This window comes from Litorivita pollutaquae (assembly GCF_003205515.1).
Lineage (GTDB): Bacteria > Pseudomonadota > Alphaproteobacteria > Rhodobacterales > Rhodobacteraceae > Litorivita > Litorivita pollutaquae.
Window position 1 is genome coordinate 47,561 of sequence record NZ_KZ826484.1, and the last position, 24,894, is coordinate 72,454.

Genomic DNA, 24,894 nt, shown 5'->3' on the forward strand with positions numbered 1-24,894 from the left:
TGTTTCACCCTAAATCCACGGGTACCGTGGTCGCGAGAAACGCTTCAAGGTGGCGCGCATCAAGCGGTTTGGCCATCAACTCCACCTTCATCTCGGCGCAACTTTGACGCAACTCCGACGATCGGTTGGCGGAAATGATCCGTGCGGGGATATCCCCATACGTTTGCCGCAACCGGGCCACCACATTCAGACCGTTTTCACCATTGTCGAGCTGATAATCAATCAACATCGCATCTGGCTTGATCTGGATTTCATCCAGAAGTTCCATCGCCTCGTCGCCGGAATGCACATCCAAAACAGCGGCATTCCATTTGCCAAGCAGCAGGCTGATCGCACGGCGCACTTCGGCATCGTTTTCGACCAATAGGACAATCAATCCGCTTTCGGTCAGTTTACGTTCGCGGCGCGGCGTCGGCGCCGCAACCGGCAGAGCATTGTCGCCCTCGAAGCGTTGCATGTTCACAAAAAAGCCAGTCCCCTGCCCTGGCACCGACCACAGGCTAAGCTGGTGCCCCAGGCGCGTACAGGCACGTTCGACAATGGCAAGACCAAGGCCAAGCCCTTCGGGGGCGCTGGCCGACGTATCAAGACGGTGGAACTCTTGAAAGATCGCGCTTTGATGTTCCTCTGCAATGCCCGGTCCGGTGTCCCACACCTCAAGCCGAACCGAACCGCCATTACGCCGCACCCCGACCAACACCCGACCGCTTTGAGTATAGCGGATCGCGTTGGCGATGAGATTTTGCAAAATCCGGCTGATGAACAGCGGATTGGAGTAGACCATTGCCGATGTCCCGACGACGCGGAAATCAAGCCCCTTCATCTGTGCATGTGGCGCGAATTCGTCACGCAGGCGGGCAAGGACGCGGCCCAAGGGGACGGCCGTTTGTTCCAACCCCGCAGTGCCCGCGTCGAGTTTGGAGATATCCAACAGCGCCTCGATGATGTTTTCGACACTTTCAAGCGCACCAAAGGCCTTGCGCACCGTATCCTGTTCAATCGGATCGCGGTCGGTTTCCGCCAGAGACGCAACATAAAGTTTCGCCGCTGACAAAGGTTGTAACAGGTCGTGACTGGCGGCGGCGACAAACCGCGATTTCGACGCATTGGCGCGTTCGGCCGCACTCAACGCATGTTCCAATTCCAGCGTGCGTGCGGCCACGCGCTCTTCGAGCAAAGCGTTGGCCTCGAACAGGCGCTTTGCCGCCTCCCGCTCGGCGGTGATGTCCGTGAGCGACACCACAAACCCGCGATCAGGCATTTCTTGCGCAAAGAAATCCAAAATGGCGCCGCTTTTGTGTTTCAGCTCGAACGACAGCGCGCGGCGTTTTTTGGGCGCGTTGACCCAATCGAGAACCGCCTCGCGCGGCATGGTTTTGGGAAAGATCAGCCGGTCCTGCATCCGGTCAAACAAAGTGTCAAAATGCGCGCCGAAGCGGAATTGTGATGCAGGCAGCGCCAGCAATTGCCCGATCCGGTGGTTCCAACCCACCAGATGGGTGTCCTTGTCAAAAATCCCGACGCCTTGGTTCAAATGATCCAATGTGGCGCGAATCATGATCGCCTGTTGGTCCATCAACTTATCACGGGCTTGACGTTCCAACCGCATGATATCGGTCACATCGGTTTGCAAGATCACCGTGCCGCCATCGGGTGTGCGATGCGCAGACACCTGCACCCACCGATTTCCAACCAATTTGACGTTGAAAATCGCGTGTTCATCCTTGTGCCGTTCAAGGCGCATTTTGCGCCATGCGATGCGTTCCTCTGCGCTGCGCAAATCTATGCTGGTGCTGGAACTGACCGCATCGACATATTCCGCGAAACTCATACCCGGGAAGAGCTGCTCTTTGAGGTCGCCCAAATGCATCGAAAAACGCAGGTTATAGAGCACCAGAAGATTGTCGGGGCTGAAAAGAGCAAAGCCTTCTTCGACAGCTTCAATCGCGGCGGTCAAATCCGAACGCGCCGCTTCTGTGGCCCGGTTGGCCTCGGCGAGGCGGGCGTTGGATTCATTGAGCAGATCCAGCACCCGTTCAAGATCCTGAGTCCGCTGGCGCACCTGACCTTCAAGCAATGCCGCGCGTTCAAACTGTGCATAGGCCGCGCCGGAATCATTGGTCACCTGCTCCACCCGCCGCATCAATGCATCCGTGATTTGCAGCAATTTTTCATGCTGGCGTTCCAGCGAATCAGCAGGGTCGAGCAGAGTATGAACCATCACAGAGCCTTCAGAGGTTTCTTCGATCACGATTCGGGAAGGTAAATCGCCACACCGGTCATTGTGTGGTTCACGTGTTTGGCGTCAATCTGTTCGCCGTAAGTCGCAAAACCAACAACACGGTTTTCTTTGAAAATCTGCGAAATCTGGTTGGTTTGCTGTTTTTGTGCCGCCTCCATGCGGCGCAGCAAACAATCGCAGACAAAAATCGTGTCGAGCGATCCCGCCTCGGCCAGCCCCCGCAATTCGCGCTCCAGATGCACGGCAATATCGTCGGGTTCGGCAAGTGTCAGAACCAAACCTTCGTCGATGGCAGAGAAGAACACCAAATCGTCGCTGTCTTCAATACGTTGAATGGCGCGCACATGATGGGCACCACCAATGCGCACCACAACCGGATGGGCGGCAAAGGTAAAGGTATCGAGCTGCTCGGGCGACTTCCCCAAAATGCGGGCGTATTCGCGCGCGGCGGGTTCGGCATTGATCTCATGCACGATCCGGCGCGACGGATCGGCACGGGTCACCACCATGCGGGTCTCGGTCGGTGTCAAATGCGCGAGACTAAAGACCTTAACCGGGCAGTGGGTGCGCACCATGGTTAGCACACCGGCGTTTTGATAAACTACGCCGCCGTAAGACAGATAGGTATTGGCAAAATCCTCACCGTCGGCGGCAGAACCACCAAACAATTGCATTGGCCCGAGACCGGGCGCGAGGGCGCTCATCAATTCGTCTTCTTTGCGCGACAACCCATCGACAGTCAGAAAGGCAAATTCATATGCCATATCGCGGGCGTCATGGGTCAATTTGGCACGCGCGCGGATTACATCGCCGATCAATGTCTGTGGATCGATTTCGTCAAGTTCCTCGATCAACAAGGTTTCGATTTGGAACAATCGGGCACGGAGCGCCACGGCGACGATCTCTCGTTCGGTATAGCCCTCGGTCGATATTTCGCCCGCCGTGCTGCAACAGACCACCGGCGTCTCCCCGAAACATTCTGCGGCCCGCTGCACGATACTGGCGAAATCCGCCACGTTAGAGACGAACAGATACACAATCGACATATCTTCGTCGCCCAGCGCATCACGCAAATCGCGCACCGGATCCGCCGCATCACACGGAGCATGGGCCGTCAACAATGACGAACCGGCTGCAAAAGCAGGTGGTTTGAGTTGGCCCATTCTCCTCCCCGATCATAGGCGCGATCTTTTTATGGCAGTTTAGAAGCTGCTCCCTTCTCCCTGTGCAATGCTGGAAAACCGCGCTTCTTGCGCGATGAGCACGGCCTGTGTGCGGCTTTGCACCCCCAGCTTTCGCATAATAGCGGTAACATGCGCCTTAACTGTCGTCTCTGCAATCGAAAGATCATAGGCGATTTGTTTGTTCAGCTTACCCTCGCAAATCAGATTGAGAATCCGCGCCTGTTGATTTGTCAGGCTGGAGAGCCGCGTCAGCGCAGCCTCTTGTTCGCCTTCGGGGGCCACGTCCTCGTTCGGCATATAAAGACCTTCGGGCACGAACACCTCGCCTGCGCTGATCGCGTCAAAAGCGTCGCGGAATACACTGCGCTGGCTATGTTTGGGGATAAACCCGCGCGCACCGGCGCGGATCGCCGAAGCAATAATGCGCGGTTCGGACATGGATGACACAACAATCACCGGCACCGAGGGAGCCGCGTTGATCAGGCGCAAAAGCCCGTCGAGCCCGTTGACATCCGGCAAGTTCAAGTCGAGGAAAATAATATCCGGTGACAGGCCCTCACCAAGCCGTTCCAGCGCGCCTTTGAGGCATTCGGCGGTTTTTACGGTCTGCACTTCAAGCACCGCGCGCAATGTCATCGAGAGCGCATCGCAAAACAGCGGATGGTCGTCGATCACCATCGCCGTGTTCAACGCCTTGTCAGACGTCCCCCGATCATCGGGGCCCCTTTCGGTCGAGCGGGCGTGAGCCATACACATATCTCCTGAACAGTGGTGTTCTCAGGCTAGCAAATTGCGCGCTCTGTCACACTAGCCAATAAGTCGGGGGTCATTTTCAAACCACCTGCGCCTCTCTACCCACGGAAAAACGCGCGCCTCGGGGGGGACCGAGACGCGCGCTGCCGGATAGTTAAAGAAAAGGCTTATTTCACTTCGGCCAATTGCTTGGGCAATTTGAACGTCCACAACATGCCACCTTGGTTCAGGAAGCTGACCTTTTTGGCCACTTCACCACCCCAAAGAGGAACCGCGCCACCCCAACCGGAGATCACCGAAACATATTGCTCGCCGTCCATTTCCCATGTGACGGGCTGACCCACGATGCCGGAGCCGGTTTGGAAAGACCAAAGCTGTTCGCCGGTTTCATCATCAAAGGCGATGAAGTCACCCTGCGGTGTGCCGGTAAAGACAAGTCCGCCAGCCGTGGTCATTACGCCACCCCAGAGAGGGGATTCGTTTTTGAATTCCCACTTCCATTCGCCGGTTGCCGGGTCGATGGCTTTGAGGCTGCCGATGTGATCTTCATACATCGGCTTGATGGTGAAGCCGGAACCAAGATAGGCCGCGCCTTTTTTGTAGGTTACAGGCTCATTCCAGATATCCATGCCCCATTCGTTGGAGGGCACGTAGAACAGGCCGGTTTTCTGACTGTAGGCCATCGGCATCCAGTTTTTGCCGCCAAGGAAACCGGGGGCCGAAAAGACAACATCGCCTTTCTTGCCATCCGCCGCATCCGCCGGATTGCCCGGACGGTTGTCTTCGTTAAAGATCGGGCGGCCGTTTTCATCGATGCCCGACGCCCATGTGATGTCCTTCACAAACGGCGTGCCGGAGATGAAGCCGCCGGTTTCACGATCCAGAACATAGAAGAACCCGTTCCGGTCCGCCGTGGCGTACCGCTTGTTGCCGTCTTTGTCGGTAAAGGCGACGACTTCGTTCACACCGTCATAATCCCAACCTTCGCGCGGCGTGGATTGGAAATGCCATTTGATCTCGCCCGTGGCAGGGTCGATGCCGATACGCGAGGCCGCATAAAGGTTATCGCCCGCGTTGCCTTCGGTTGGCACCCCCGCGTTACGCAGATGGCTGTTCCATGGGGCGGGGTTACCGGCGCCAAACACGATCGTGTCTGTTTCGATATCATACGATCCGCCAAGCCAGGTCGCACCACCGCCGGTTTTCCACATGTCGCCCGGCCATGTCGCATTCAGCGTGCCGGTCATAGAGGATTCTTCGCCGTTCAGCGTGCCCATATGGCCTTCGATCACCGGACGGGTCCAAACCATTTCGCCGGTTTCGGCGTTGCGGGCCTGAACTTCGCCCACGATACCAAATTCACCACCGGAGTTGCCGGTAATCACAAGGCCATTCACGATCAACGGCGCCGCGGTATAGGAATAGCCCGCTCTGTAATCCGCGATTTTCTTGTTCCACACGACATCGCCAGTCTTGAGGTTCAACGCCACCAAGCGCGCATCAAGCGTGCCGAAAATCACATTATCGCCGTAGATCGCGGCACCGCGATTGACGACGTCACAGCAAGGTAAAATGCCTTCAGGCAGACGCGCGTCATATTGCCAAAGCTCTTTACCGGTGCGCACGTCAATCGCATAGATGCGCGAATAGGAGCCGGTGATATACATCACGCCATCATAGACCAACGGCTGTGTCTCCTGGCCGCGCTGCTTTTCACCGCCAAGTGAAAATGCCCATGCCGGCATCAGGTTTTTAACGTTGTCTTTGTTCAGTGTCTCAAGCGGGCTGTAGCGCTGCAAATCGCGCCCCATGCCGTTGGTAACAATCTGGCTCGTATTGGTCCGGTCGTTGGCCAGATCTTCTTCGGTCACTCCGGCGACAGCGGCCCCTGCCGCCATCATGCCGATCGCGACGGATGCGATAAAGCGATTCATTTCGGTAATCCTCCCTGGGTTCTCCCCGCCGCGCAGGCAGGTCCACCACGCGTTTCGCACGCATGGGTTGACATGAGGCTAGGGGAAGCGCGGCGCCCAAGGTATAAGCCAATAGTCGTATTTCAAATTCCGTCTGGCTGCGGGCCAAGTATCAATCTGGCGGGTTCTCGAACATCGAACGTGCGGGCGTCCAACGCCACAGCGCCCGCGATCCAACGCGACATCATGACAATCCCGCGCGGGCGCAGGGATTAGTCTTTGGTCAATTTCTCAGAGACAGCCGCGCCATCACGCGTGGTGATCGACCGCAGATAGGCCAGAATGAAATCCTGCACAGTGCGATCCTCGATTCCCACATGGCGCATCTTGGTGCCCGGCATAAAACCAGTATTATCCTCCATCCACGCCCGCAACGCGGCTTCGGTCCACACAATGCCAGAGGCCGCCAATGCGATAGAATAGTCATAGTTTTCGACCGTCCCTGCGCCCCGCCCGATAATATTTTCTAACGGCGGGCCGTAAGAGACATCTTCCGATTCATTCGCGTGGCACCGGTGACATTCACCATCATACAAGGCCTTCCCCGCATCGATTTTCACTTGGTTGTAAAGCGCGGCGCTTTCGGCAGAAACCGGGCCACTCATCGCACAAGCAACAAGCGCGGCAAAGGTTGCAGCACAAATAATGCGGGTCATATCATGATCTCCTGATTGGTTGACCCGATGCTACGCCGCGCCGCATGAGCCGGAATTGATCGACATCAACAGGTCGCTCCTCCTTTGGTCGTAGGAAACGCGGGCAAGATGCAGCAGATATCCGGCGCCGGCGCACGGCTTCCCCGCCGATCAAAACATCGGACGGTATTTCCAATTGTCCGCGTCTGGCGTCACCTCGTCCAAATCATAATCGGCACGCTGCATCCGCTTCGCAATGGCCAACCCCTGCGCCGCCGCATCGTCAACCATGGCGCGGCCGGCTTCTATATCTTGCGAAACACCGCGCCCCCGCATCAACGACAGACCGTAATTAAATTTGCCTACAGGATCGCCCGCTTCGGCCGCGCGGCGGCTCCATTCGGTTGCTGCGTCCGGGTTTTCCTCGCCCCCCAAACCGTTGTCATCCATCTGGCTGAGCCATGTCATCGCGCCAGTATATCCAGCCTCGGCGCATCGTTGGAAAAGCTCGCGCGCCGCCGTGTGGTCGCCCTTTTTCACCATCAGGTATCCGGTGGCACAGGTGACCATATCGGTTTGGCCGCGCCGGACATTCTTCATCACGCGGTTCAATGTCATCTCTTCGGGGTTCACACTCCCGCCGCCGCCGTCATCCTCGCTTTGGCACAAGGCGGGTGTGGCCAATAGGGCCGCAGCGAGGGTCAATCGTATCAACATTGGGGCTTCCTCCTGCGGCCAAGCCTACCAAAATAGGGTGCCTGCGTCATTGCGCGCATGGTCGTAGGATAGGTCACCCCTTGCGCCGTATCATCCCGCGGGCCGGATCATATCCCCAAAGCGCCAGCGCCAAAAACACCATCCCAGCCGCACAGGTGACCGCCATGGCCCCGAAATTCACCTGTGCATAAAGCGCGAAACGGATCATTTCGACCGCATGGGTGAAGGGGTTAAAAGCGCAAATATCATGCAAGATCTCTGAGCTTTCCGCCATTCTCCACAGGGGATAGAGCGCAGAAGACAGGAAAAACATGGGAAAGATCACGAAATTCATCACGCCGGCAAAATTCTCCAATTGCTGGATGAAACTCGACAACGCCAACCCGAGCCCGCCCAACATCAATCCGGCCAGAAACAGCGCGGGCAAGACAGCGACATATCCCGCCAGAGGCATGGTGATGCCGAACAAGGCCGCAATCACAAGAAATGTGTAGACCTGCAAAATCGAAATCAACGTCGATCCAATCAGCTTGCACACCAACAACCACCACCGCGGCATTGGCGAGGTCAGGAGCAAGCGCATCGACCCCATTTCACGATCATAGACAAGGCTGAGCGAGCTTTGCATGCCGTTGAACAAAAGGATCATCCCGCACAAACCGGGGATAATATAGGTCTCGTAGGTGACATAGGTTTGGTAAGGCGGGATAATCGACATGCCCAAAGCGGCCCGAAACCCTGCGGCAAACACCAAGAGCCAAACCAAAGGCCGCACCAAGGCGGCGACAAATCGCTCGCGTTGCCGGACAAATCGCAATGCCTCACGCGCCGCGATCGCCCGCAACACCAAAACCGCGCCCCTCATAACGCCACCCCCGCATCTTGCGCCGCGCCGGTCAGCTCCAAGAACACCTGCGTTAATGGCCGCCCCGCCGCAATATCGCCGGCCATGCCATTTTTCAAAATGCGACCCTGATCCAGCATAATCAACCGGTCTTCAGCGCGAACTTCATCGGTCAAATGCGTCGCCCAGAGGACACAAAGCCCCGCCTCGGCCAGAGCATGCACATGCGCCACAAGCCCCTGCCGCGCCGCCACATCAAGTCCAACAGTCGGTTCGTCCAAGAGAAGCACTTTAGGGTCATGGATCAAAGCGCGGGCAATCTCGGCACGGCGGCGATGCCCGCCGTTGAGGTTGCGGGCCTTTTCATCGGCCCGTTCCCGCATGTTAAGCTGATCCAAAGCCGCATCAATCCGGCGCGCGGCATCTTTGCCGCCAATGCCTTGCAGCGCAGCAAAATACGACAGGTTGCGCCGCACTGACAAATCAAGATCAAGCGTGGTTTGTTGGAACACAACCCCCATTTGCGCCAAGGCCGCACGGGGGCGGGTGGCCAAATCCGCACCAGCGATTTTGATGCTGCCCTGCGGTGCCGTGAACAGCCGCGTGAGCAATGAAAACAGCGTTGATTTTCCGGCCCCATTGGGACCAAGCAGAGCGCAGAACTCTCCGGCGGCGACGTCAAAAGACACGGCGCTCAACGCTTGTTTCGTGCCGTAGGAAAAACTCAGATCCCGCGCCTCAATCCCGCTCATCAGGGCACAGGCCGGGCTTGCGGGGCTGTGGCTTTATTCAATCGTGATCTCCAAACGCTGCGTGTCTCCGGTCGTGCCCGGCACATGCAGGTTATACGTTCCCGGCTTGAGCGCAATAAATCCGATCTCCATGGTGCCTGCCTCGTCAAATTCGACACTATCAAGGCCCAAAGGTCGAATTTCCAGCCCCTCAATCACGATCTCGTCGATCCAGATCGCGCGAAAAAACTCCGGCCCGGCCAATGCCAATTCCTGACTGCCGTCGGCGGTGATTTCCACCTCATAATAGCCACCGGATTTCAACACCCAAGGCGCATCGGCCAAAGGCATGCCCGACGAGAGGATCACTTCGGGCAAGTCGTGCTTGTTTTTATTCGACAATAATCCTGCAAGTCCGAATGTTGGCGCATCGTCGTCATCCGCCAATGCGGGCAATGCGCCGCCGCCAAGTGTCAGTACGGCGAGGGTTGTCAGGGTGAGAATCGATTTCATGTCAGTCCTCCAATAGATTTACGGGCGCAAAGCCGCGCCCCAAGGGAAGCGTCCGACTTTGATGGTTTTGATGGCTTTGCGTTTGGCAACGTCAACGACCGTAACATCCCCCGAAACGCCGTTGGTGGTGAACAGCAGGCTTTTGTCGGTGTTGAATGCCATATGCCAAACCCGCCGCCCAACAAGAATATAGTCCTCGACCTCATAGGTTTCGGCGTTGACCACGGCAAGATGGTTGGCCGGCCCGAGCGCGACAAACGCGGTCTTTTCATCATCCGTAAATTCAAAGCCCACGGGCTGTATACGGTCCTCATGAACGCCGTTGACGGCAAAGTTGATTTTAGCAATTTCGGCCTGATCAGAGACGGAAAATACCGAAACTGTGCCGCCAATTTCGGCGCTGACCCAAAGTTCGCGACCATCCTTGGCAAATTCTGCATGACGGGGACGAGAATCAACCAGCGTATTGGCGAACAGTTTTTGTGTTTCGGTATCAATCCAATGGGCCATATTGGTGGTCTCGGAGGTGGTGATCGCGATCTTGCCATCTGGCGACACGGCCATCCCTTCGGGTTCGATCCCGACGTCGATCTGCGCCACAACGCGGCGGTCCACAACATCCACCACGGTGGTGATCGCATCATCCTCATTGGCGATATACAGATGGCGATCATCAGGATGCAAAACAAACTGTTCGGGGTCTTCACCGGACGGAAGATCATAGAGAATTTCGCCTGTATCCGGATCCATCACCTGCACCGTGTCGCTGTCCGAGGCACAAATATAGACCCGCGAAAAATCATGGCTAAAGGTGATCCCCCGCGGCCGCTCTCCGGTCGGAATCGTGCGGACCACCTCCATGGTGGTCGTGTCGATCACACTAACGGTGTCATCCTTTTCATTAGTGACCCAAATCTCTTCGGCCTGAGCAAGGGTCGGCACGGACAGGGCCGCAAATAATGCGGGCAGGATAAAGCGGGGCGTCATAGTTAGTTTCCTCCAAATGCGCGGCAGGTGCTTTCGGGCTCGTCAACCCCGAGGCTGTCGAGTTCGTTACTCTGGTGCAAGAACCCTTCGAGCGGCGCAGTGACAACCACAGCATCGTCGTGAAGCAAGGGGATGGGTTGGCGCAATTGGCCGTTCCAACCGCGATAGGACAACGGGCGACCTTTGAAGCCTGCCAATTCGAAATTATCCGATAGGATATAGGATTGAACTGTCTCTATTTCTGCGGAATTCATGCGGGTCATTGCTTCGCCCAAGCTGCGCAGCGCAGCCCATGCCGCGTAATCGCGCGGCTGCATATCGCGTCCCGCACGCTCCGAAAACCGCGATTGCAATTGCGCCGCACCCCATTGTTCCACCACGCGACCCCAGGCGGCGGGACGCAAACCGACCGAACCGGCCACCGGTCGCGGGAGCCATGTGTTATATACGATATAGCGGGCAAAATCATTGGCCTCATCTGCAACAAGCAGCACGTCATGTTCACCCAGCTTTTGCGTAAACAAAGGCACCTCTTGGGCGGCAGTACGGCGCATGTCCGCCTCAATCCCCCATTCCGCCCGCGCGCCGGGTTTAAGCCCGAACTTCGTCAAACTCGTCTCTAACGCCGCAGCAAAAGCCTGATCCTCTGGTGCCGGACCTGCAATCAATGCAGTCTTGCTCCAACGTTTGAACAACAAAAACTGCGTCACCGCATCGGCCCGCATCGCGTATGACGGGGCAGTATGCAGCAAGTTGGCGCGGCACTCGGCGCTGCGCAGCGCCGAATGGGCGGCCCCGACATTGAAGATCAAAGCGTCCTGCGCTTGCGGCAAATCCGCAATTCCGAGCAAAACCTCCGGCGCGGCATCTACGATCAGATAAGGCGAGACAGCCAACGCCTCCCGCGCTGCATCAAGCGCCTCTTCAGGTGAAACAGTGACGGTTTCAAGGTGGTAGTGATGCCCCAAAAATCGGCCGGTGGTGGCGTTATCCTCTAGACCAAGCGCAGCCCCCGCCGCGCCCAAATCATCAGGCACCGGATCGAGGTTCGATAAGGTGGGGGAAGCTGGCGGGCGCGCAGACAGATAGGTCATCGCCATATGCAGCCCATCCTCAGAGGCCGCATCAGACAGCGCCACGCTCGCACCGCCAAACAGGCCTGCCTGGACTGCCAACACCATTACCATACGAAAAACCCGGTTCATCGCCTTCTCCCTTGCGCCGAGCCTAGAGCAGCGGTTTTCCTATCGCTACTACGACCAACGTCGCGCCCGATAAGTGTGTAAACCAAAGTCCAATAGCGATAGCCTCACAAGACATCCTATGACACATGTCGAACAGGTATTTGGGAGGAAAACCACATGTCATCTTCGCGCAAACTGTCGGCGCGCGCCGCTCTGATTGCACTTTGCACACTGGCTGGAGCCGGCGGTGTTTATGCTCATGGCGATGTTGCACCGCAGCCGATGAACACCGATGCGCTGCCCGATGTGGGTGATGAATGGTTGATTGAAAACCCCTACCGCGATCAGGGCGAAGAGGTGTGGACCACTGCCATCGAAATCGGAGCATCGGGGTATAACCAGAACTGCGCGCGCTGCCACGGGCTTGAGGTAATATCGGGCGGTTTGGCCCCCGATCTACGCTATCTTGAGGCCGAGGAATATGGTGACGAATGGTTCGCCGAACGGTTTCGAACCGGCTACACCCAGAATGGCACCACGAAAATGCCTGCCTTCGAAGAGGTTCTCGGGCAAAAGGCCAGCTGGGCCATTCGCACCTATATCGAAACGCGGCCGGATCAGGACATGCTCGATGAATATGCCGATGAATTGCACAAGATGCGCGATGCGCTGGCCGATGGCAGCGCCGATGTGGCGACGGTCAAACCCCGCCTTGAGGACATCGCCGGCAAGATCGAAACACTTTCCGGCGCACCCGTGGCTGATTCCATCGCCTTTCGCGCCGCTAAACAGCTCGATGGGTCAGAGGACAGTATGAAACAGGCCGCTGAAACGCTGACCATCGGGCTATCGGTCGCGCATTAACATGTGGGACGCGATACGCAAAACGGCTCTCGGACTGATTGCCTTGGCCTGCCTTGCGGGGCAGGCTGCGGCGCGCTGCGAAGATTATGTGCCGCAACCCAAACCGCAGAACGCCAGCCGTGACATCATCGGGCAGGATCTTGACCAGATCGTCGCGCGGGGCTGGGTCGACATCGCATTGTTTGAAGAGTTTCCACCCTACTCCTACGCAGAGAACGGCAAGCCCACCGGCATCGACGTAGAGATCGGCGCATTGATCGCGCAGGCGCTTGGCGTAGAGCCGAAATTCCGGTTGGTCGGCGCAGGTGAAAACCTCGATGCGGATCTGCGCAACTGGATCTGGAAAGGTCCGGTGACCGGCGGGCGCGTGGCGAATATCATGATGCATATTCCCTACGACAGCACGTTTGCCTGCCGCGCCGAACAAGTCGTTTTCACCGGCCAATACGCCACAGAGAGCATCGCGATTGCCTATGCGCAATCTGCCTATCCCGATGGCGAGGCGCCGGTGCCTGCGTATTTCCGGTTTGATCCGGTCGGAGTGGAGAATGATTCCATTTCGGATTTCTACCTGACAGCATTTCCGGGCGGGCAATTGTCCAAAAAAATGGCCCGCTACCCCACAACCGCAGATGCGATGGCCGGCTTGGCCGCAGGTGAGGTGAAGGCGGTGATGGGGCCACGCACGCAGCTTGAGGCCGGTTTGACCGATGGGCTCAAAGTGCACCAACCTCCCCTGCCCGGATTTGCCGTGGGTCAATGGACGCTCGGGACCGCTGTGAATTTCCGCTACCGTGCGTTGGGATATGCCGTGGATGATGCGATATTCGCGGCCATCGAAGACGGGCGCATCGCCGATATTTATGCCAAATATGGCGCCACATGGCAGGCGCCAGAGCGCTAAAACCTAAGCCTGCCTTTGCGCAACTTCGCCGGCGTGGCTGACAAGAATGGCGCGCGCGACATCTGGGCGGCGCGCCAAGGTGGCGTCGATTTCATCCACTGTCATATGACACATCGCGGTTGAAAGCGCATCCGCCACGGCGGCGGTCGCGGCCTCGACCGTGACAGAAGACCAACGCGCAGGCGACAGACCAAACGGATCCAAAATGTGGCTCTGTTCTGGCCCAATGTTCATTACAGCGGGGCTAGACGTGGCCAAAGCCGCGCCGTTCAGGCTGCGCCAACCATGCAGACCCAAGACCGGATCGGACAGACCCAAACGGAACGGGCCGCCGAGGCTGCGAAACTCGCCTATGTTGATCAGAACCTGCGCCGCGCCCGCAGCCCGCAGATGTTCGGTGACCCGATCCGTGGCGTATCCCTGCGCAATACCGTTAAGGGTCAATGCTTGATCGTCGCCAATCGAAACGGAGGCCGCGCGACGGTGCACCCTGTGCATGCCTATCGCGGCGCGGGCGGCATGCGTATCGGTACCCGCCGCCAAAGCCAACCAAAGCGGTTGCACCGTGGGATCAAAATGTCCCGATGTGACGCCATGCATCTCGTGGCATAGGCTGATCAAATCGGTGAAGTCCTCTGGGGCATGATGCACGGTTTTGGCAGTATTGAGCCGAGCGAGTGTCGATGTATCATCGTGGAGACTGAACAACTTCTCGATGTCTGCCAAAAGGTTCGGAATGTCGCGCAACGCCCCGCCCTCCATGCCATAGAGCGTCACTTCGGCCTCGGCACCCAAGGCACGCCCACGCCAGGATGCGGGCGCGCCCCGCGTGTGGCCAACCGTGCCCAGCGCCGTCGCAGCCGCAGTGATCGACAAAAATCTGCGCCGGTTCAGCCTCATGCGGCGATCTCCCGTTTGTCTTTGCGTGCCTTAAGGATCAATGGCACGCATTGCGCCGGATCATCATGGATGGTCACGCAATCAAGGCATTGAAAACACTCCGAGTAATCAATCGCGCCGCTTTGTTTGATTGCGCCGTATTGGCATTTAACCTTACACAATTGGCAGGGTGATCCGCATTCGGCGCGGCGCTCGATCCATTTGCGTCCGCGCAAAAGCCCGCCGATGGCCATCACCGCCCCAAGCGGACAAACATACCGGCAGAACCCTTTGAACGTCACCATGCCGAGCAACAACCAGAACGCCGCATAGGCGACATAGTACCATTCGCGGACGAAATAGACGGTGATCGCGGTTTTAAACGGCTCGACCTCGGCGACTTTATCGACGCTGGCGGGATTGTAGAACACGGTTCCGATCATCGCGGCAAGTACGACATATTTGACGGATTTAAGCCGTGCATCCCATTTCACCGAGGGTTCGAATTTAGGCAGGCGCAGCACACGACCAAGCCGGTCGGCGAACTCCTGCAGCGCGCCAAACGGGCACAGCCAACCGCAGAAAAACCCACGGCCCCACAGCACAAAGCTGACGATCACCACGGCCCAGATCATCAAGGAAAACGGATCATAGAGCAGATAGGCAAAACTGCCGCCCTCCCATAATGTGCGCATCGTCGCCAGCACCGTAACGATGCTGAGCTGTCCCTGCCCGTGCCAGCCGACGAAACCAAGCATCACAGCCAGAACGCCCAAGCGGATGGCGCCATATCTGGGGTGGGCGGCGAGACGCTTCATGCCGAATGCCATCCCAATGCCCAGCACCATCAAACCCACCGCCAGCAGGATCAAATCAGTGCTGCGCCCGCGCAAGGCCTCTACCCATGGCGGCACAGCGCGCGGCACGATGTCCTTTTTGTAAAACCGCGCATCCGTTTGCAGTTCGAGCGGAAGATTCTGACTGCCGATCTGCGGTTGAAACATCCCATGCGCCCGCGCCGCCTGAAGGGTAAGCGTCCAGGGACGCGATGGATCAAACCCGAGCCGCCGATCCGATCGCAAGATGATCATCGCCGCGTCTTGTAAATCCTCGGGCATATCCGCGTGCAGGGTGATATATAGATCGGCATCCCGTAGTGCGATCGGCAACCCATCTTGCGTCGCGGATATCCGGTCGGGCGCGGTATTGCGCACGAAATCGTCCGACACCAACCCGTGACGCCCCGCATCAATCAACAAGAGCGGTGCGGCATTGGGGGTCACGGCTTGAAACCCTGCAAGTTCGGCCAAGGTCTCCTCGGAAAGAACGGCATTGGCAATGGAGTGCGGTCCCAGATCAACCACATATAGGTCGAGATATTGCCCGCCCGGATCGCTTAACGCCTCGGGATCATCCCCCTCCCAAAGCGTGCCTGCAAAGAGTGTTTCAACATCGGCGTTCGAAACTGTGAGACGACCAACAAGGCCTTGATCAAGCAAATCTGCCCATGTGAGATCCTCTTTTATGTCGGGATCGGGATATGCGGGCGGGCCGATGTTCACGCCTTGCATTTTTTCACGGGCGACGGCGAGGGTCGCGGCAAGAATGCTTTCATGGGCAATGCGCACGCTCGCCGTGGCTTTGGTCACACCGTCAAGATACACCAAAGCCCCGCCCGCATCCCCACCGCCATAGGGGGTGCCGACAACCAAAGGCGTGCTGATCGCATGGCCGCGATATTGTTCGACAAATTTATGAAACGGCGCTTGGCCCAATCCGGAGACGAAGATTGGCTCGTTATGATCCAAAAGCTGCACGTCGATAAATTTGCCTTCAGCGTCGAGAATTACCAACAGGTTGATCGGAGCGCCGGAAAACCCCGGAAGCGGTGCAAGCGGTTCGGTTTGAAAGACAAATCCCGCCTCGGCCCCGCCGGAGTTGAGCAATTGATAAACGCCGTTGTCATTGACCAATTCACCCAAGGAGTAGGGCGGCAGCACGTAGGGTTCAATCGCCGCGCGATCCAGAACCTCCGCCCGCAGCGGCGCAGACAGCAGCACCAGCCAGAAAATTAGAATTGATAGAACCACCCTCATAGACCGCAGATTGGCGCGCGGCGCGGGCGGTGGATATGCGACATAGGTCTGAGAAGACGCAACATATACCGCATCGGCTAGACATAGCCGCGCGCACAGCCAGACCGCAGGAGCTCATTGGCCCCTCAAGGGTATCGCGCGGGGCATCCGAGCGGAATTATGGGCCGGTTTGGCGGGGTTTGGCACGAAAATGCGGAGGAAGGTGGTCCTATCGAAAACCTGAGTGGCGGCGGCATGAGGCGGCACATCGTTGCAACAATGGGTATTGATGTCCCGAGCGCCGGGTTGGTCGCCGGTTGGAGCTTGGCGCAGCCTTCTTCATGCTGGGGTTCGCATTGATATTGGCGTTGAGCCGGATGGACAGCAGCAATGCCATTTCCGTCAGCGATGCCATTCTGAGTGAGAGGTAAGGAATGCCTGCGCGACAAAAAACGAAGGGCCTTAGCCAAATGCCAAGACCCTTCGTCACCCCACGTGCTCCCTACACACCACACGCGAATTCGAATTTTGGGTCCGGCCGTCCTGACTCGGATTACTTATGTGTAGCTTATCCTTGGCCAATCTCAAAATCGCAAATAGGCACAATGCGCCCCAATAAAGAAACGCCCGCTTAAGGAAACGGGCGTTCTCATTTAATATCAGGGATTTAGCCGTAGACGGATTCTTTGCCGAAATGTTTGGTCAACATATAATAGACCACGGCGCGGTATTTACTGCGCTCGGATCTTCCATAGGTTTCTATCACGCTGTCGATTGCATCCATAAGATCGGGGCTGTCTTTGAGGCTGAGTTTCTTGACGAGGAAGTTGTTTTTCACGGTTTCCAACTCGGATTTGTCACTGCCCGCGACAGTCGAGGCATCGTCGTTATAAATCGCCGGACCGCACCCGATCGTCACCTTGGTCAAAAGGTCCATGTCCGGCGTCATGCCACATTTGTTCTTCAAATCATCCGCGTATTTCGCAATCAGATCGTCACGTTTTCCCATTGGTTTTCTCCCACCATTCGGCCCGTCGGGCCATTACTCCACGACGCCCGGTAAGGGACGCTCAAGCAAAGCCTAGCGGCTAATTGGGCCGATACAAAAGAAAATTTTGGTCCGTTGGCCGAATACGGCCTAACGGCAACTGTTCCAGCCGGTGTTTTGCATATGAAAATGATCTGCGTGCAATGCGTTGTAGCCGGGGCCAAGCACGGTGTTGAACCACCGGCATGCGCCGTCTTGCGCCGCGTGCAAGAATGCCGCCTCTGCCGCCGCCCCGTTCCAATCCTGTTTTAAGGTCAATCGCTTACCACCTTCAAAGTCAAATCCCGCCACGTCGATCGCATCGGCGGTAGCGTGGGTGCTCATGCGCAGTGCATGTCCCGATGGCTTACGGATCCGGCGGCAATTGTAGCTGGCGTAATGCCGGATGCGAATTAGCGGACTGCCGATGTATGCCGTTGCGGCAGGTTGCAATGCGTGGCGCTCCCACATCGCCATGCGCAGGGCGATGGCGCATCGGGTTTCCACCGGAGCCATCACCGCCGCCCCGACGGAAGTCAGGCGCACGCGGCCGCGAATATGACAAATGTCACTTTGCACGAGATCCGGTAGGGGCGTTGCGATGGCGGCCCCCTTCAATGCAGTCAAGCAAAGCCCGGGATCGCCCAACGCACGGGCAAGTTTCCATTTGGTCAACGCCGTGACGGAGTCGGCAACCCGCAGGGGTTTGACCGGATTCCATTCGGCGCGCAAAGGCGTGCGCGGATGATGCAGCGCCTGATATCCACCCCAAACCACACCGCCAAACACCGCCAATGTCGCCGCGATGCGCCCCATGGCCAGCATGACGCGCGCCAGCCTGCGCAAAAACAAAACCGCCCGAGACGGGCTCGGGCGGTCAGTATCATGATTGTGGTCGCCCATAGGACGTATTTAGTACCGGTAGTGCTCGGGTTTAAAGGGCCCTTCGGGGGTCACGCCAATATAGGCCGCCTGTTCAGCATCCAATTTGCTGAGCTTCACGCCAATGCGGTCCAAGTGAAGACGTGCGACTTTTTCATCGAGGTGCTTGGGCAGAATATAGACTTGGTTGTCATATTCGTCACCACGCAGCCAGAGCTCCATCTGCGCCAGAACCTGATTGGTGAAGGAGGCAGACATCACAAAGGACGGGTGCCCCGTGGCATTCCCGAGATTAAGCAAACGTCCTTCGGACAGCAGAATGATGCGATTGCCGGAGGGCATTTCGATCATATCCACTTGTTCTTTGATGTTGGTCCATTTGTGGTTCTTCAGGCTGGCCACCTGAATTTCATTATCGAAGTGGCCGATGTTGCCGACGATTGCCATATCCTTCATCGCACGCATGTGTTCGATGCGAATAACGTCTTTGTTACCGGTGGTGGTGATGAAGATGTCGGCGCTATCGACCACATCTTCGAGCAAAACCACCTCAAACCCGTCCATTGCCGCTTGCAACGCACAAATCGGATCGACCTCGGTGACTTTGACTCGGGCACCTGCACCGCTCAGAGACGCGGCACAACCTTTGCCCACATCGCCATAACCGCACACGACAGAGACCTTACCGGCCATCATTGTATCGGTGGCACGGCGGATACCGTCCACGAGGCTCTCTTTACAGCCGTATTTATTGTCGAATTTCGACTTGGTGACAGAATCGTTCACGTTGATCGCAGGGAAAGGCAATTGGCCTTTTTTATGAAGATCATAAAGGCGGTGCACACCGGTGGTGGTTTCCTCCGAAACACCTTTGATGGCGTCACGGGTTTTGGTGAACCAACCGGGGCTTTCGGCCATGCGCTTTTTGATCTGGGCGAAAATCGCCTCTTCCTCTTCCGAGGTCGGCACTTCGATCAATCCGGTTTCGCCCGCTTCGACCCGCGCGCCAAGCAAAACATATAGCGTCGCATCGCCGCCATCGTCGAGGATCAGGTTGGCCCCCTCGGGGAATTGGAACGACCGGTCGAGGTAATCCCAATGCTCGGTCAATGTTTGGCCTTTGATGGCAAACACCGGCGTGCCACCATCAGCAATTGCAGCGGCGGCGTGGTCTTGGGTCGAAAAAATGTTACACGAAGCCCAACGGACATCCGCGCCCAGCGCAACCAGCGTTTCAATCAAAACGGCGGTTTGGATCGTCATGTGAAGCGAGCCAACGATGCGCGAGCCTTTGAGCGGCTGGCTTTCGCCATATTCGGCGCGCAGGGCCATCAGGCCGGGCATTTCGGTTTCAGCAATATCCAGCTCTTTGCGGCCAAAAGCGGCGAGGCTGATATCTTTTACAATATAATCATTGGTCACGAGCGGTTTCTCCAGATGTCTCATGCGCGGACCTACCAAACTCGGCAGGTTTTCACAAATCAAACCGCCCACGACGCGCCATTATCTGCATCTGCGTACGGGGTTGAAGATGAAGTCAACCTCATAGAACCCGCCAGCGCGTGGCGGACACTGCGGCAACAAGATATCGCCTGCAGATACCATTGGCACGGGCGAATCACCCCTACGCCCTATTTGTGCTGAATTGTAATTTTAACGGAATGTTAACCAAAATTTTGGAAACAATAGGAATTGTGGCAGAAGATTGGCGCCCAAGTGAAGTTAATGTCACATTTCCACCCTGTTTTGTTTGTGCTGACACAGCAAGTCATGTCAAACAGACGTGTGACCATCGTTTTTTGCGTTTCGCGCTGCCAAAGTTCTAAGGAGACATTAATTATGTCCGTTTTTTCTAACCTGAAGTCCTACGCTCTTGGCGTTGGCCTTGCCCTCGGCGCTCTAGGCGCCGTTTCGCCCGGCGCAGCTACAGCTGCGACTGTAGATGCTGATTTCACCATGTCCGGCGATTTCGTATATGATGCCGATGTTCCTGCCCTGACGCTGACCGGCTCGGGTGCGGCGGCCTATTACGTGACCGATCCGTCCGTAGTTAAAAACTACGCTTTGACCTTCGGCCTGACGCTCTACCCTGATGATGCGAGCGGGCCGCTTGCGATTTCGGACACCTTCACCGTTGGTGCGACTTCTGTTGCTGAAGTTATGGACGCCCTGTCATTCATTTCGGCAGGCGGCATCTATGGTTCGATCTCGGATGGCCTGCAAATTGTCCACACCGGTTTTTACACCTCCGCGCCTTCGGCTGGCGTGATTGACGTCATCACCGTGTTTTTCGGCGAAGTCTTGACCACCGAGCTTGCATTTGCGCTGACCGGCGAGGTCCCCACGGAAGACGGTTTCGGTGGTTTTGATCTTTCGGTCGAAATGTCGCCTGTGCCGCTGCCAGCAACCCTGCCCTTGCTGCTCGTTGGCTTTGGTGGTTTTGCCGCGCTGCGTCGCCGCAAGTCGTAAGGCTTGCGCCGGTCAAATCGTCCGGCACACCGCATAATAATTTTGAGGGGCTATCTTCGGATCGCCCCTTTTCTTATGCGCGGATTTGCGGTCTCTAGGGGGCATGAAACAAACACGCGCCTGGCAACGAATGCTATCGGGGCGTCGGCTCGACCTGCTAGACCCGACCCCGATGGATATCGAAATCGAAGACATTGCCCATGGGCTTGCCTTTGTGGCGCGATGGAACGGGCAAACCCACGGCGATTTCGCCTATTCCGTAGCAGAGCATTCGCTTTTGGTCGAAATCCTTTATCGGCGGATGACCCCCACGGCACCGGTGAAATGGCAATTGGCCGCGCTGTTGCACGATGCGCCGGAATATGTGATCGGCGACATGATTTCGCCGGTCAAAGCTGCCGTGGGCGACGGATATGGCGTGCTGGATGACCGGCTTACCGCCGCGATCCACATCCGCTTTGGCCTGCCTGCGAAAATCCCAGTTGCCGTGAAGCGACAAATCAAGAAAGCCGACCGGATTTCTGCGTGGATGGAGGCGGTCGAAATCGCCGGTTTTTCCAAAGCAGAAGCCGATAAGATCTTTGGCGCGCCGGATCCTGCCTTGACCCAGGGTCTTTCGATCCGCCTGCGCCCGCCCGTCGAAGCGCGGCAAGACTTCGTCTCCCGCCATGCGGAACTGCTCGGCGCAATGCCGTAGTTTTCATTCCGTTCACGCCACAATTCATCCCTCTGCCCTCTTGTCTCACCTGCCCTGCTGCAACATGCTGGGCACAACGATAGGGAGAAGTAGGATGACACCACTGCACGGATTTGACACCGCCCGCCTCGACCGCCTTGGCACATGGATGGAGCGCTATGTCGACGAACGGAAATATCCCGGATCATCGGTCTTGCTGCACCGTCACGGTGAGGAAGTTTATCACCACGCCTGCGGGATGCGCGACATTGAAAAGGCGCTGCCGTTCGAGCGCGACACAGCGGCGCGGATCTATTCGATGACCAAACCGATCACTTCCGTGGCTATCATGATGCTTGCGGAACGCGGATTGTTCCATCTTGATGCGCCGGTCTCCGATTTCCTGCCGGAATTTGCACAAATGCGTGCGCTCAAACCCGGTGCCACGTCGATTGACGATACCGAACCCTGTGCCACGCCAAACTTGCAACAGCTTTTGACCCATACCAGCGGGTTGAGCTATCCGTTCAACCCTGGCGTCTTGCCGCGCGAAATGGAGGCACAGGGGATCATCTTTCGTGCCGATGACGCGGTGCTTGAGGAAACCACCAAACGGCTCGCCGCCCTGCCCTTGGCGTTCAAACCCGGAACCAAGTGGGAGTATTCGGTGTCCATCGACGTGCTGGGCCGGATCGTCGAAGTGGTCTCGGGCAAAGACCTGCGGACATTTTTCCGCGAAGAGATTTTCGCCCCCCTCGGGATGGAGGAAACCGATTTCCATGTGCCGGCCACCTGCCGCGACCGTTTTGCCGCGCTTTACACGCCTTTGTCCGGCAATCCGATGGAATTGAACGCCGCCAAAGGGGATTCTGACACGTTGCGCTGCGTGGACCGGCCGGAAAAATCGATCTTCCTTGAACCCACGCTCTATTCCGGTGGCGGCGGATTGATCAGCACGCTTGACGATTACATGAAGTTTGTCGAGATGCTGCGCCGTGGCGGTATGGCGGATGGAGGGCGCTTGCTCTCGCCGAATACATTGAAATTCATGATGCGCAATCATCTGGATGGCGACATTGCCGCGATGGGGCCATCTAGCTTTGCAGAGCAGCCGATGCGCGGCACCGGCTTTGGGCTTGGCGGTTCGGTGGTGTTGGATCCGGGCCGGGTCGGCGTGCCGGGCAGTGTCGGAGATTTCAGCTGGGGCGGCATGGCGTCGACCTTCTTTTGGATTGATCCGGTGCTTGATCTCACGGCAGTGTTCTTCACACAGCTCACCCCTTCAAGCAGCTATCCCAGCCGCGCCGAAATGAAAGCCATCGTACATGGGGCATTGGTCGCATGAGCGGGCCGGCGCAAGACCGCCCGATCCTCTGGACGCCCAGCGCAGAGCGGGCGCAGGCTTCGACGATGGCGCAATTCACACGATTTTTGGCGGAAAAACGCGGGCTGTCCTTTGAAGATCACAAGGCGCTTTGGGAATGGAGCGTCGATGACATCGACACGTTCTGGCCCGCGATCATCGAATTTTTCGATCTGCAATTCGATGCACCATGGCAAGCGGTACTGCCAGAGCGCAAAATGGAGGGGGCCGATTGGTTTCCCGGTGCCCAGCTGAACTATGCCGCGCAGGTGTTGCGCCACGCCGAAACATATCCGGACAAGCCGGCGCTGATCAGCCATTCGGAGACCTTCGGGCGGACCGAATTGACATGGGCCGAGCTGCGCGATCAAGTGGCTTCCTTGGCCTCGCATCTGCGCGAGATGGGTGTGGAGATGGGTGACCGCGTGGTGGCCATCCTGCCCAATACCTCCCCCGCATTGGTCAGCTTTCTCGCCGCCGCCAGCGTTGGTGCGATTTGGTCTTTATGTTCGCCGGACATGGGCCATGTGGCGATTTTGGACCGGTTCCGGCAAATCGAGCCAAAGGTGCTCATCGCTCAAGACGGATATACCCACGCCGGAAAAAGCCACGACCGGCGCGACGTTGTCGAGCAAATCGCGGCGGCCCTGCCCAGCCTTGTGGCGCGGGTGTACATTCCCGTTGCTGACGATTTGCCTGAGGGCGCTTTGGATTATGCGACCCTGGTGCAGCGCAAAGCCCCTCTTGTGATTGATCCGGTGCCGTTTTCGCATCCGATCTGGGTGGTCTATTCCTCGGGCACCACGGGCAACCCGAAACCTATCGTGCATTCCCATGGCGGTGTATTGCTTATCGCCTGTGCGCAAAGCCTCCACATGGATTTGGGACCGGATGACCGGTTCTTGTGGCTGACCTCTTCGGGTTGGATCATGTGGAATTCCCAATGGACGGCGCTTGCTCTCGGGGGGACGGTCGTATGCCATGACGGCGCACCAAACCATCCCGATTTGATGGAACTGTGGCGAATTGCCGACACCGAAAAGCTGACCTTCTTTGGCGCCGGCGCGGCCTTCTATATGGGCTGCCAAAAGGCAGGAATCACCCCGCGCACTGCGGTGAACCTGTCGGCTCTGAGGTCTTTGGGCTCGACCGGATCGCCTTTGTCGGCAGAGGCCTATGAGTGGATTTACGCGGATGTAAAACCGGATGTCTGGCTTGCGCCGATCTCTGGCGGCACCGATCTTGCCAGCGCATTTGTGGCAGGGCACCCCGAATTGCCGGTGCGCGCGGGCGAAATGCAGGCGCGTGTTTTGGGCAATGCCGTGCGGGCCTTTGACGAGGCCGGGAATGAAGTGATCGGCGAGGTCGGGGAATTGGTTTGCACCGCACCCCTGCCCGCGATGCCGCTTTATTTTTGGGGCGACGAAGACGGAAGCCGTTTTCACGAAAGCTATTTTGATACCTACCCCGGTGTTTGGCGGCACGGCGATTGGATTGAAATCACGCCTGAGGGCGGCTCGATCATCTATGGCCGCTCGGATGCGACCATCAACCGGCGCGGATTGCGGCTTGGGTCCTCCGAGATTTATCGCGCGGTCGAAGCCTTGCCGGAAATCGCGGATTCTCTGGTTGTCGATCTGGAATTTCTGGGGCGCGAAAGCTTTATGCCGCTGTTCATTGTGCTCGCGAATGATGTGACGATGGGCCCCGACATCGAGGCCAAGATCAAAGCCGCCGTGCGCGAAAACGTGTCAGCCCGTTTTGTGCCGGACGAGGTTGTGGTGATGGCAGAGGTGCCGCGGACGATATCAGGTAAAAAGCTGGAAGTGCCGGTGAAGAAGCTGCTTTTGGGGGGCGATCCGGCGACGGTCGTGAACCGCGACTCCATGGCCAATCCCGCATGTTTTGATGCCTATATTGCCTATGCGGAAAAACACGCGGCATCGACGTAAAAATCGAAGATGCGGCGAAACAGAGACTGTTTTCCCGCAT

General features: G+C 57.4%; 22 protein-coding genes. 6 read left to right on the forward strand and 16 right to left on the reverse strand.

Annotated features, from left to right (window positions below; all coding sequences use genetic code 11):
* Positions 1 to 4: 4 nt before the first annotated feature.
* The 11 genes from DI396_RS08845 to DI396_RS08895 form a co-directional block, all read right to left on the reverse strand.
* Positions 5 to 2,221 (reverse strand): hybrid sensor histidine kinase/response regulator, encoded by a 2,217-nt coding sequence (locus tag DI396_RS08845; protein WP_110796035.1) that lies wholly within the window; start codon positions 2,219 to 2,221, stop codon positions 5 to 7.
* Between the two features lie 26 nt (positions 2,222 to 2,247).
* Positions 2,248 to 3,405 (reverse strand): FIST N-terminal domain-containing protein, encoded by a 1,158-nt coding sequence (locus DI396_RS08850; RefSeq protein WP_110795857.1) that lies wholly within the window; start codon positions 3,403 to 3,405, stop codon positions 2,248 to 2,250.
* A gap of 39 nt (positions 3,406 to 3,444) precedes the next feature.
* Positions 3,445 to 4,176, reverse strand: coding sequence for a LuxR C-terminal-related transcriptional regulator (locus DI396_RS08855; RefSeq protein ID WP_110795858.1), 732 nt, complete (start codon positions 4,174 to 4,176; stop codon positions 3,445 to 3,447).
* Positions 4,177 to 4,346: 170 nt separating this feature from the next.
* Positions 4,347 to 6,113 (reverse strand): PQQ-dependent methanol/ethanol family dehydrogenase, encoded by a 1,767-nt coding sequence (locus tag DI396_RS08860; RefSeq protein WP_110795859.1) that lies wholly within the window; start codon positions 6,111 to 6,113, stop codon positions 4,347 to 4,349.
* 251 nt (positions 6,114 to 6,364) lie between these two features.
* Positions 6,365 to 6,808 (reverse strand): c-type cytochrome, encoded by a 444-nt coding sequence (locus DI396_RS08865; protein ID WP_110795860.1) that lies wholly within the window; start codon positions 6,806 to 6,808, stop codon positions 6,365 to 6,367.
* A gap of 150 nt (positions 6,809 to 6,958) precedes the next feature.
* Entirely contained in the window at positions 6,959 to 7,504 is a 546-nt protein-coding gene (locus DI396_RS08870) for a tetratricopeptide repeat protein (RefSeq protein WP_110795861.1), read from the reverse strand.
* A 73-nt stretch (positions 7,505 to 7,577) separates the two neighbouring features.
* Complete coding sequence (locus DI396_RS08875; RefSeq protein ID WP_110795862.1) at positions 7,578 to 8,369, reverse strand: ABC transporter permease; 792 nt, start codon at positions 8,367 to 8,369, stop codon at positions 7,578 to 7,580.
* Complete coding sequence (locus DI396_RS08880) at positions 8,366 to 9,100, reverse strand: ABC transporter ATP-binding protein (RefSeq protein ID WP_110795863.1); 735 nt, start codon at positions 9,098 to 9,100, stop codon at positions 8,366 to 8,368. The genes DI396_RS08875 and DI396_RS08880 overlap by 4 nt, the downstream gene beginning before the upstream one ends.
* Before the next feature lie 33 nt (positions 9,101 to 9,133).
* Positions 9,134 to 9,592 carry a hypothetical protein gene (locus DI396_RS08885; RefSeq protein ID WP_110795864.1) on the reverse strand — a complete coding sequence of 153 codons (459 nt, stop codon included), beginning with the start codon at positions 9,590 to 9,592 and terminating at the stop codon, positions 9,134 to 9,136.
* An 18-nt stretch (positions 9,593 to 9,610) separates the two neighbouring features.
* On the reverse strand, positions 9,611 to 10,579 hold the full coding sequence (locus DI396_RS08890) for a YVTN family beta-propeller repeat protein (protein ID WP_110795865.1): 969 nt from the start codon (positions 10,577 to 10,579) through the stop codon (positions 9,611 to 9,613).
* Between the two features lie 2 nt (positions 10,580 to 10,581).
* Positions 10,582 to 11,784 (reverse strand): ABC transporter substrate-binding protein, encoded by a 1,203-nt coding sequence (locus DI396_RS08895; protein ID WP_328588340.1) that lies wholly within the window; start codon positions 11,782 to 11,784, stop codon positions 10,582 to 10,584.
* Positions 11,785 to 11,940: 156 nt separating this feature from the next.
* On the opposite strand from DI396_RS08895, the gene pedF reads away from it, so the two are divergent.
* The gene (gene pedF, locus DI396_RS08900; protein ID WP_110795867.1) at positions 11,941 to 12,627 is read left to right on the forward strand and encodes a cytochrome c-550 PedF; all 687 of its coding nucleotides are present in this window, start codon (positions 11,941 to 11,943) and stop codon (positions 12,625 to 12,627) included.
* Position 12,628: 1 nt separating this feature from the next.
* Positions 12,629 to 13,531: a transporter substrate-binding domain-containing protein gene (locus tag DI396_RS08905; RefSeq protein WP_110795868.1), complete on the forward strand. Its 903-nt coding sequence runs from the start codon at positions 12,629 to 12,631 to the stop codon at positions 13,529 to 13,531.
* Positions 13,532 to 13,534: 3 nt separating this feature from the next.
* Here DI396_RS08905 and DI396_RS08910 read toward each other — a convergent pair whose 3' ends face one another.
* The 5 genes from DI396_RS08910 to ahcY all read right to left on the reverse strand — a co-directional run bounded on the left by DI396_RS08910 (position 13,535) and on the right by ahcY (position 19,816).
* The gene (locus DI396_RS08910; protein ID WP_110795869.1) at positions 13,535 to 14,431 is read right to left on the reverse strand and encodes an FAD:protein FMN transferase; all 897 of its coding nucleotides are present in this window, start codon (positions 14,429 to 14,431) and stop codon (positions 13,535 to 13,537) included.
* On the reverse strand, positions 14,428 to 16,506 hold the full coding sequence (locus tag DI396_RS08915) for a 4Fe-4S binding protein (RefSeq protein WP_110795870.1): 2,079 nt from the start codon (positions 16,504 to 16,506) through the stop codon (positions 14,428 to 14,430). The genes DI396_RS08910 and DI396_RS08915 overlap by 4 nt, the downstream gene beginning before the upstream one ends.
* Positions 16,507 to 17,152: 646 nt before the next feature.
* Positions 17,153 to 17,494: a DUF2853 family protein gene (locus tag DI396_RS08920; protein ID WP_110795871.1), complete on the reverse strand. Its 342-nt coding sequence runs from the start codon at positions 17,492 to 17,494 to the stop codon at positions 17,153 to 17,155.
* Between the two features lie 129 nt (positions 17,495 to 17,623).
* Positions 17,624 to 18,337: an extensin-like domain-containing protein gene (locus tag DI396_RS08925; protein WP_110796036.1), complete on the reverse strand. Its 714-nt coding sequence runs from the start codon at positions 18,335 to 18,337 to the stop codon at positions 17,624 to 17,626.
* A gap of 87 nt (positions 18,338 to 18,424) precedes the next feature.
* The gene (gene ahcY, locus DI396_RS08930) at positions 18,425 to 19,816 is read right to left on the reverse strand and encodes an adenosylhomocysteinase (RefSeq protein ID WP_110796037.1); all 1,392 of its coding nucleotides are present in this window, start codon (positions 19,814 to 19,816) and stop codon (positions 18,425 to 18,427) included.
* 417 nt (positions 19,817 to 20,233) lie between these two features.
* Here ahcY and DI396_RS08935 point away from each other — a divergent pair, with 417 nt between their 5' ends.
* From DI396_RS08935 to DI396_RS08950, 4 genes are all read left to right on the forward strand, one after another.
* Entirely contained in the window at positions 20,234 to 20,863 is a 630-nt protein-coding gene (locus tag DI396_RS08935) for a VPLPA-CTERM sorting domain-containing protein (protein ID WP_162617193.1), read from the forward strand.
* 103 nt (positions 20,864 to 20,966) lie between these two features.
* Positions 20,967 to 21,560, forward strand: coding sequence for an HD domain-containing protein (locus DI396_RS08940; RefSeq protein ID WP_110795873.1), 594 nt, complete (start codon positions 20,967 to 20,969; stop codon positions 21,558 to 21,560).
* Between the two features lie 94 nt (positions 21,561 to 21,654).
* Positions 21,655 to 22,884: a serine hydrolase domain-containing protein gene (locus DI396_RS08945; RefSeq protein WP_235851801.1), complete on the forward strand. Its 1,230-nt coding sequence runs from the start codon at positions 21,655 to 21,657 to the stop codon at positions 22,882 to 22,884.
* Positions 22,881 to 24,854: an acetoacetate--CoA ligase gene (locus DI396_RS08950; RefSeq protein WP_110795874.1), complete on the forward strand. Its 1,974-nt coding sequence runs from the start codon at positions 22,881 to 22,883 to the stop codon at positions 24,852 to 24,854. The genes DI396_RS08945 and DI396_RS08950 overlap by 4 nt, the downstream gene beginning before the upstream one ends.
* The last annotated feature ends 40 nt before the right edge of the window (positions 24,855 to 24,894 follow it).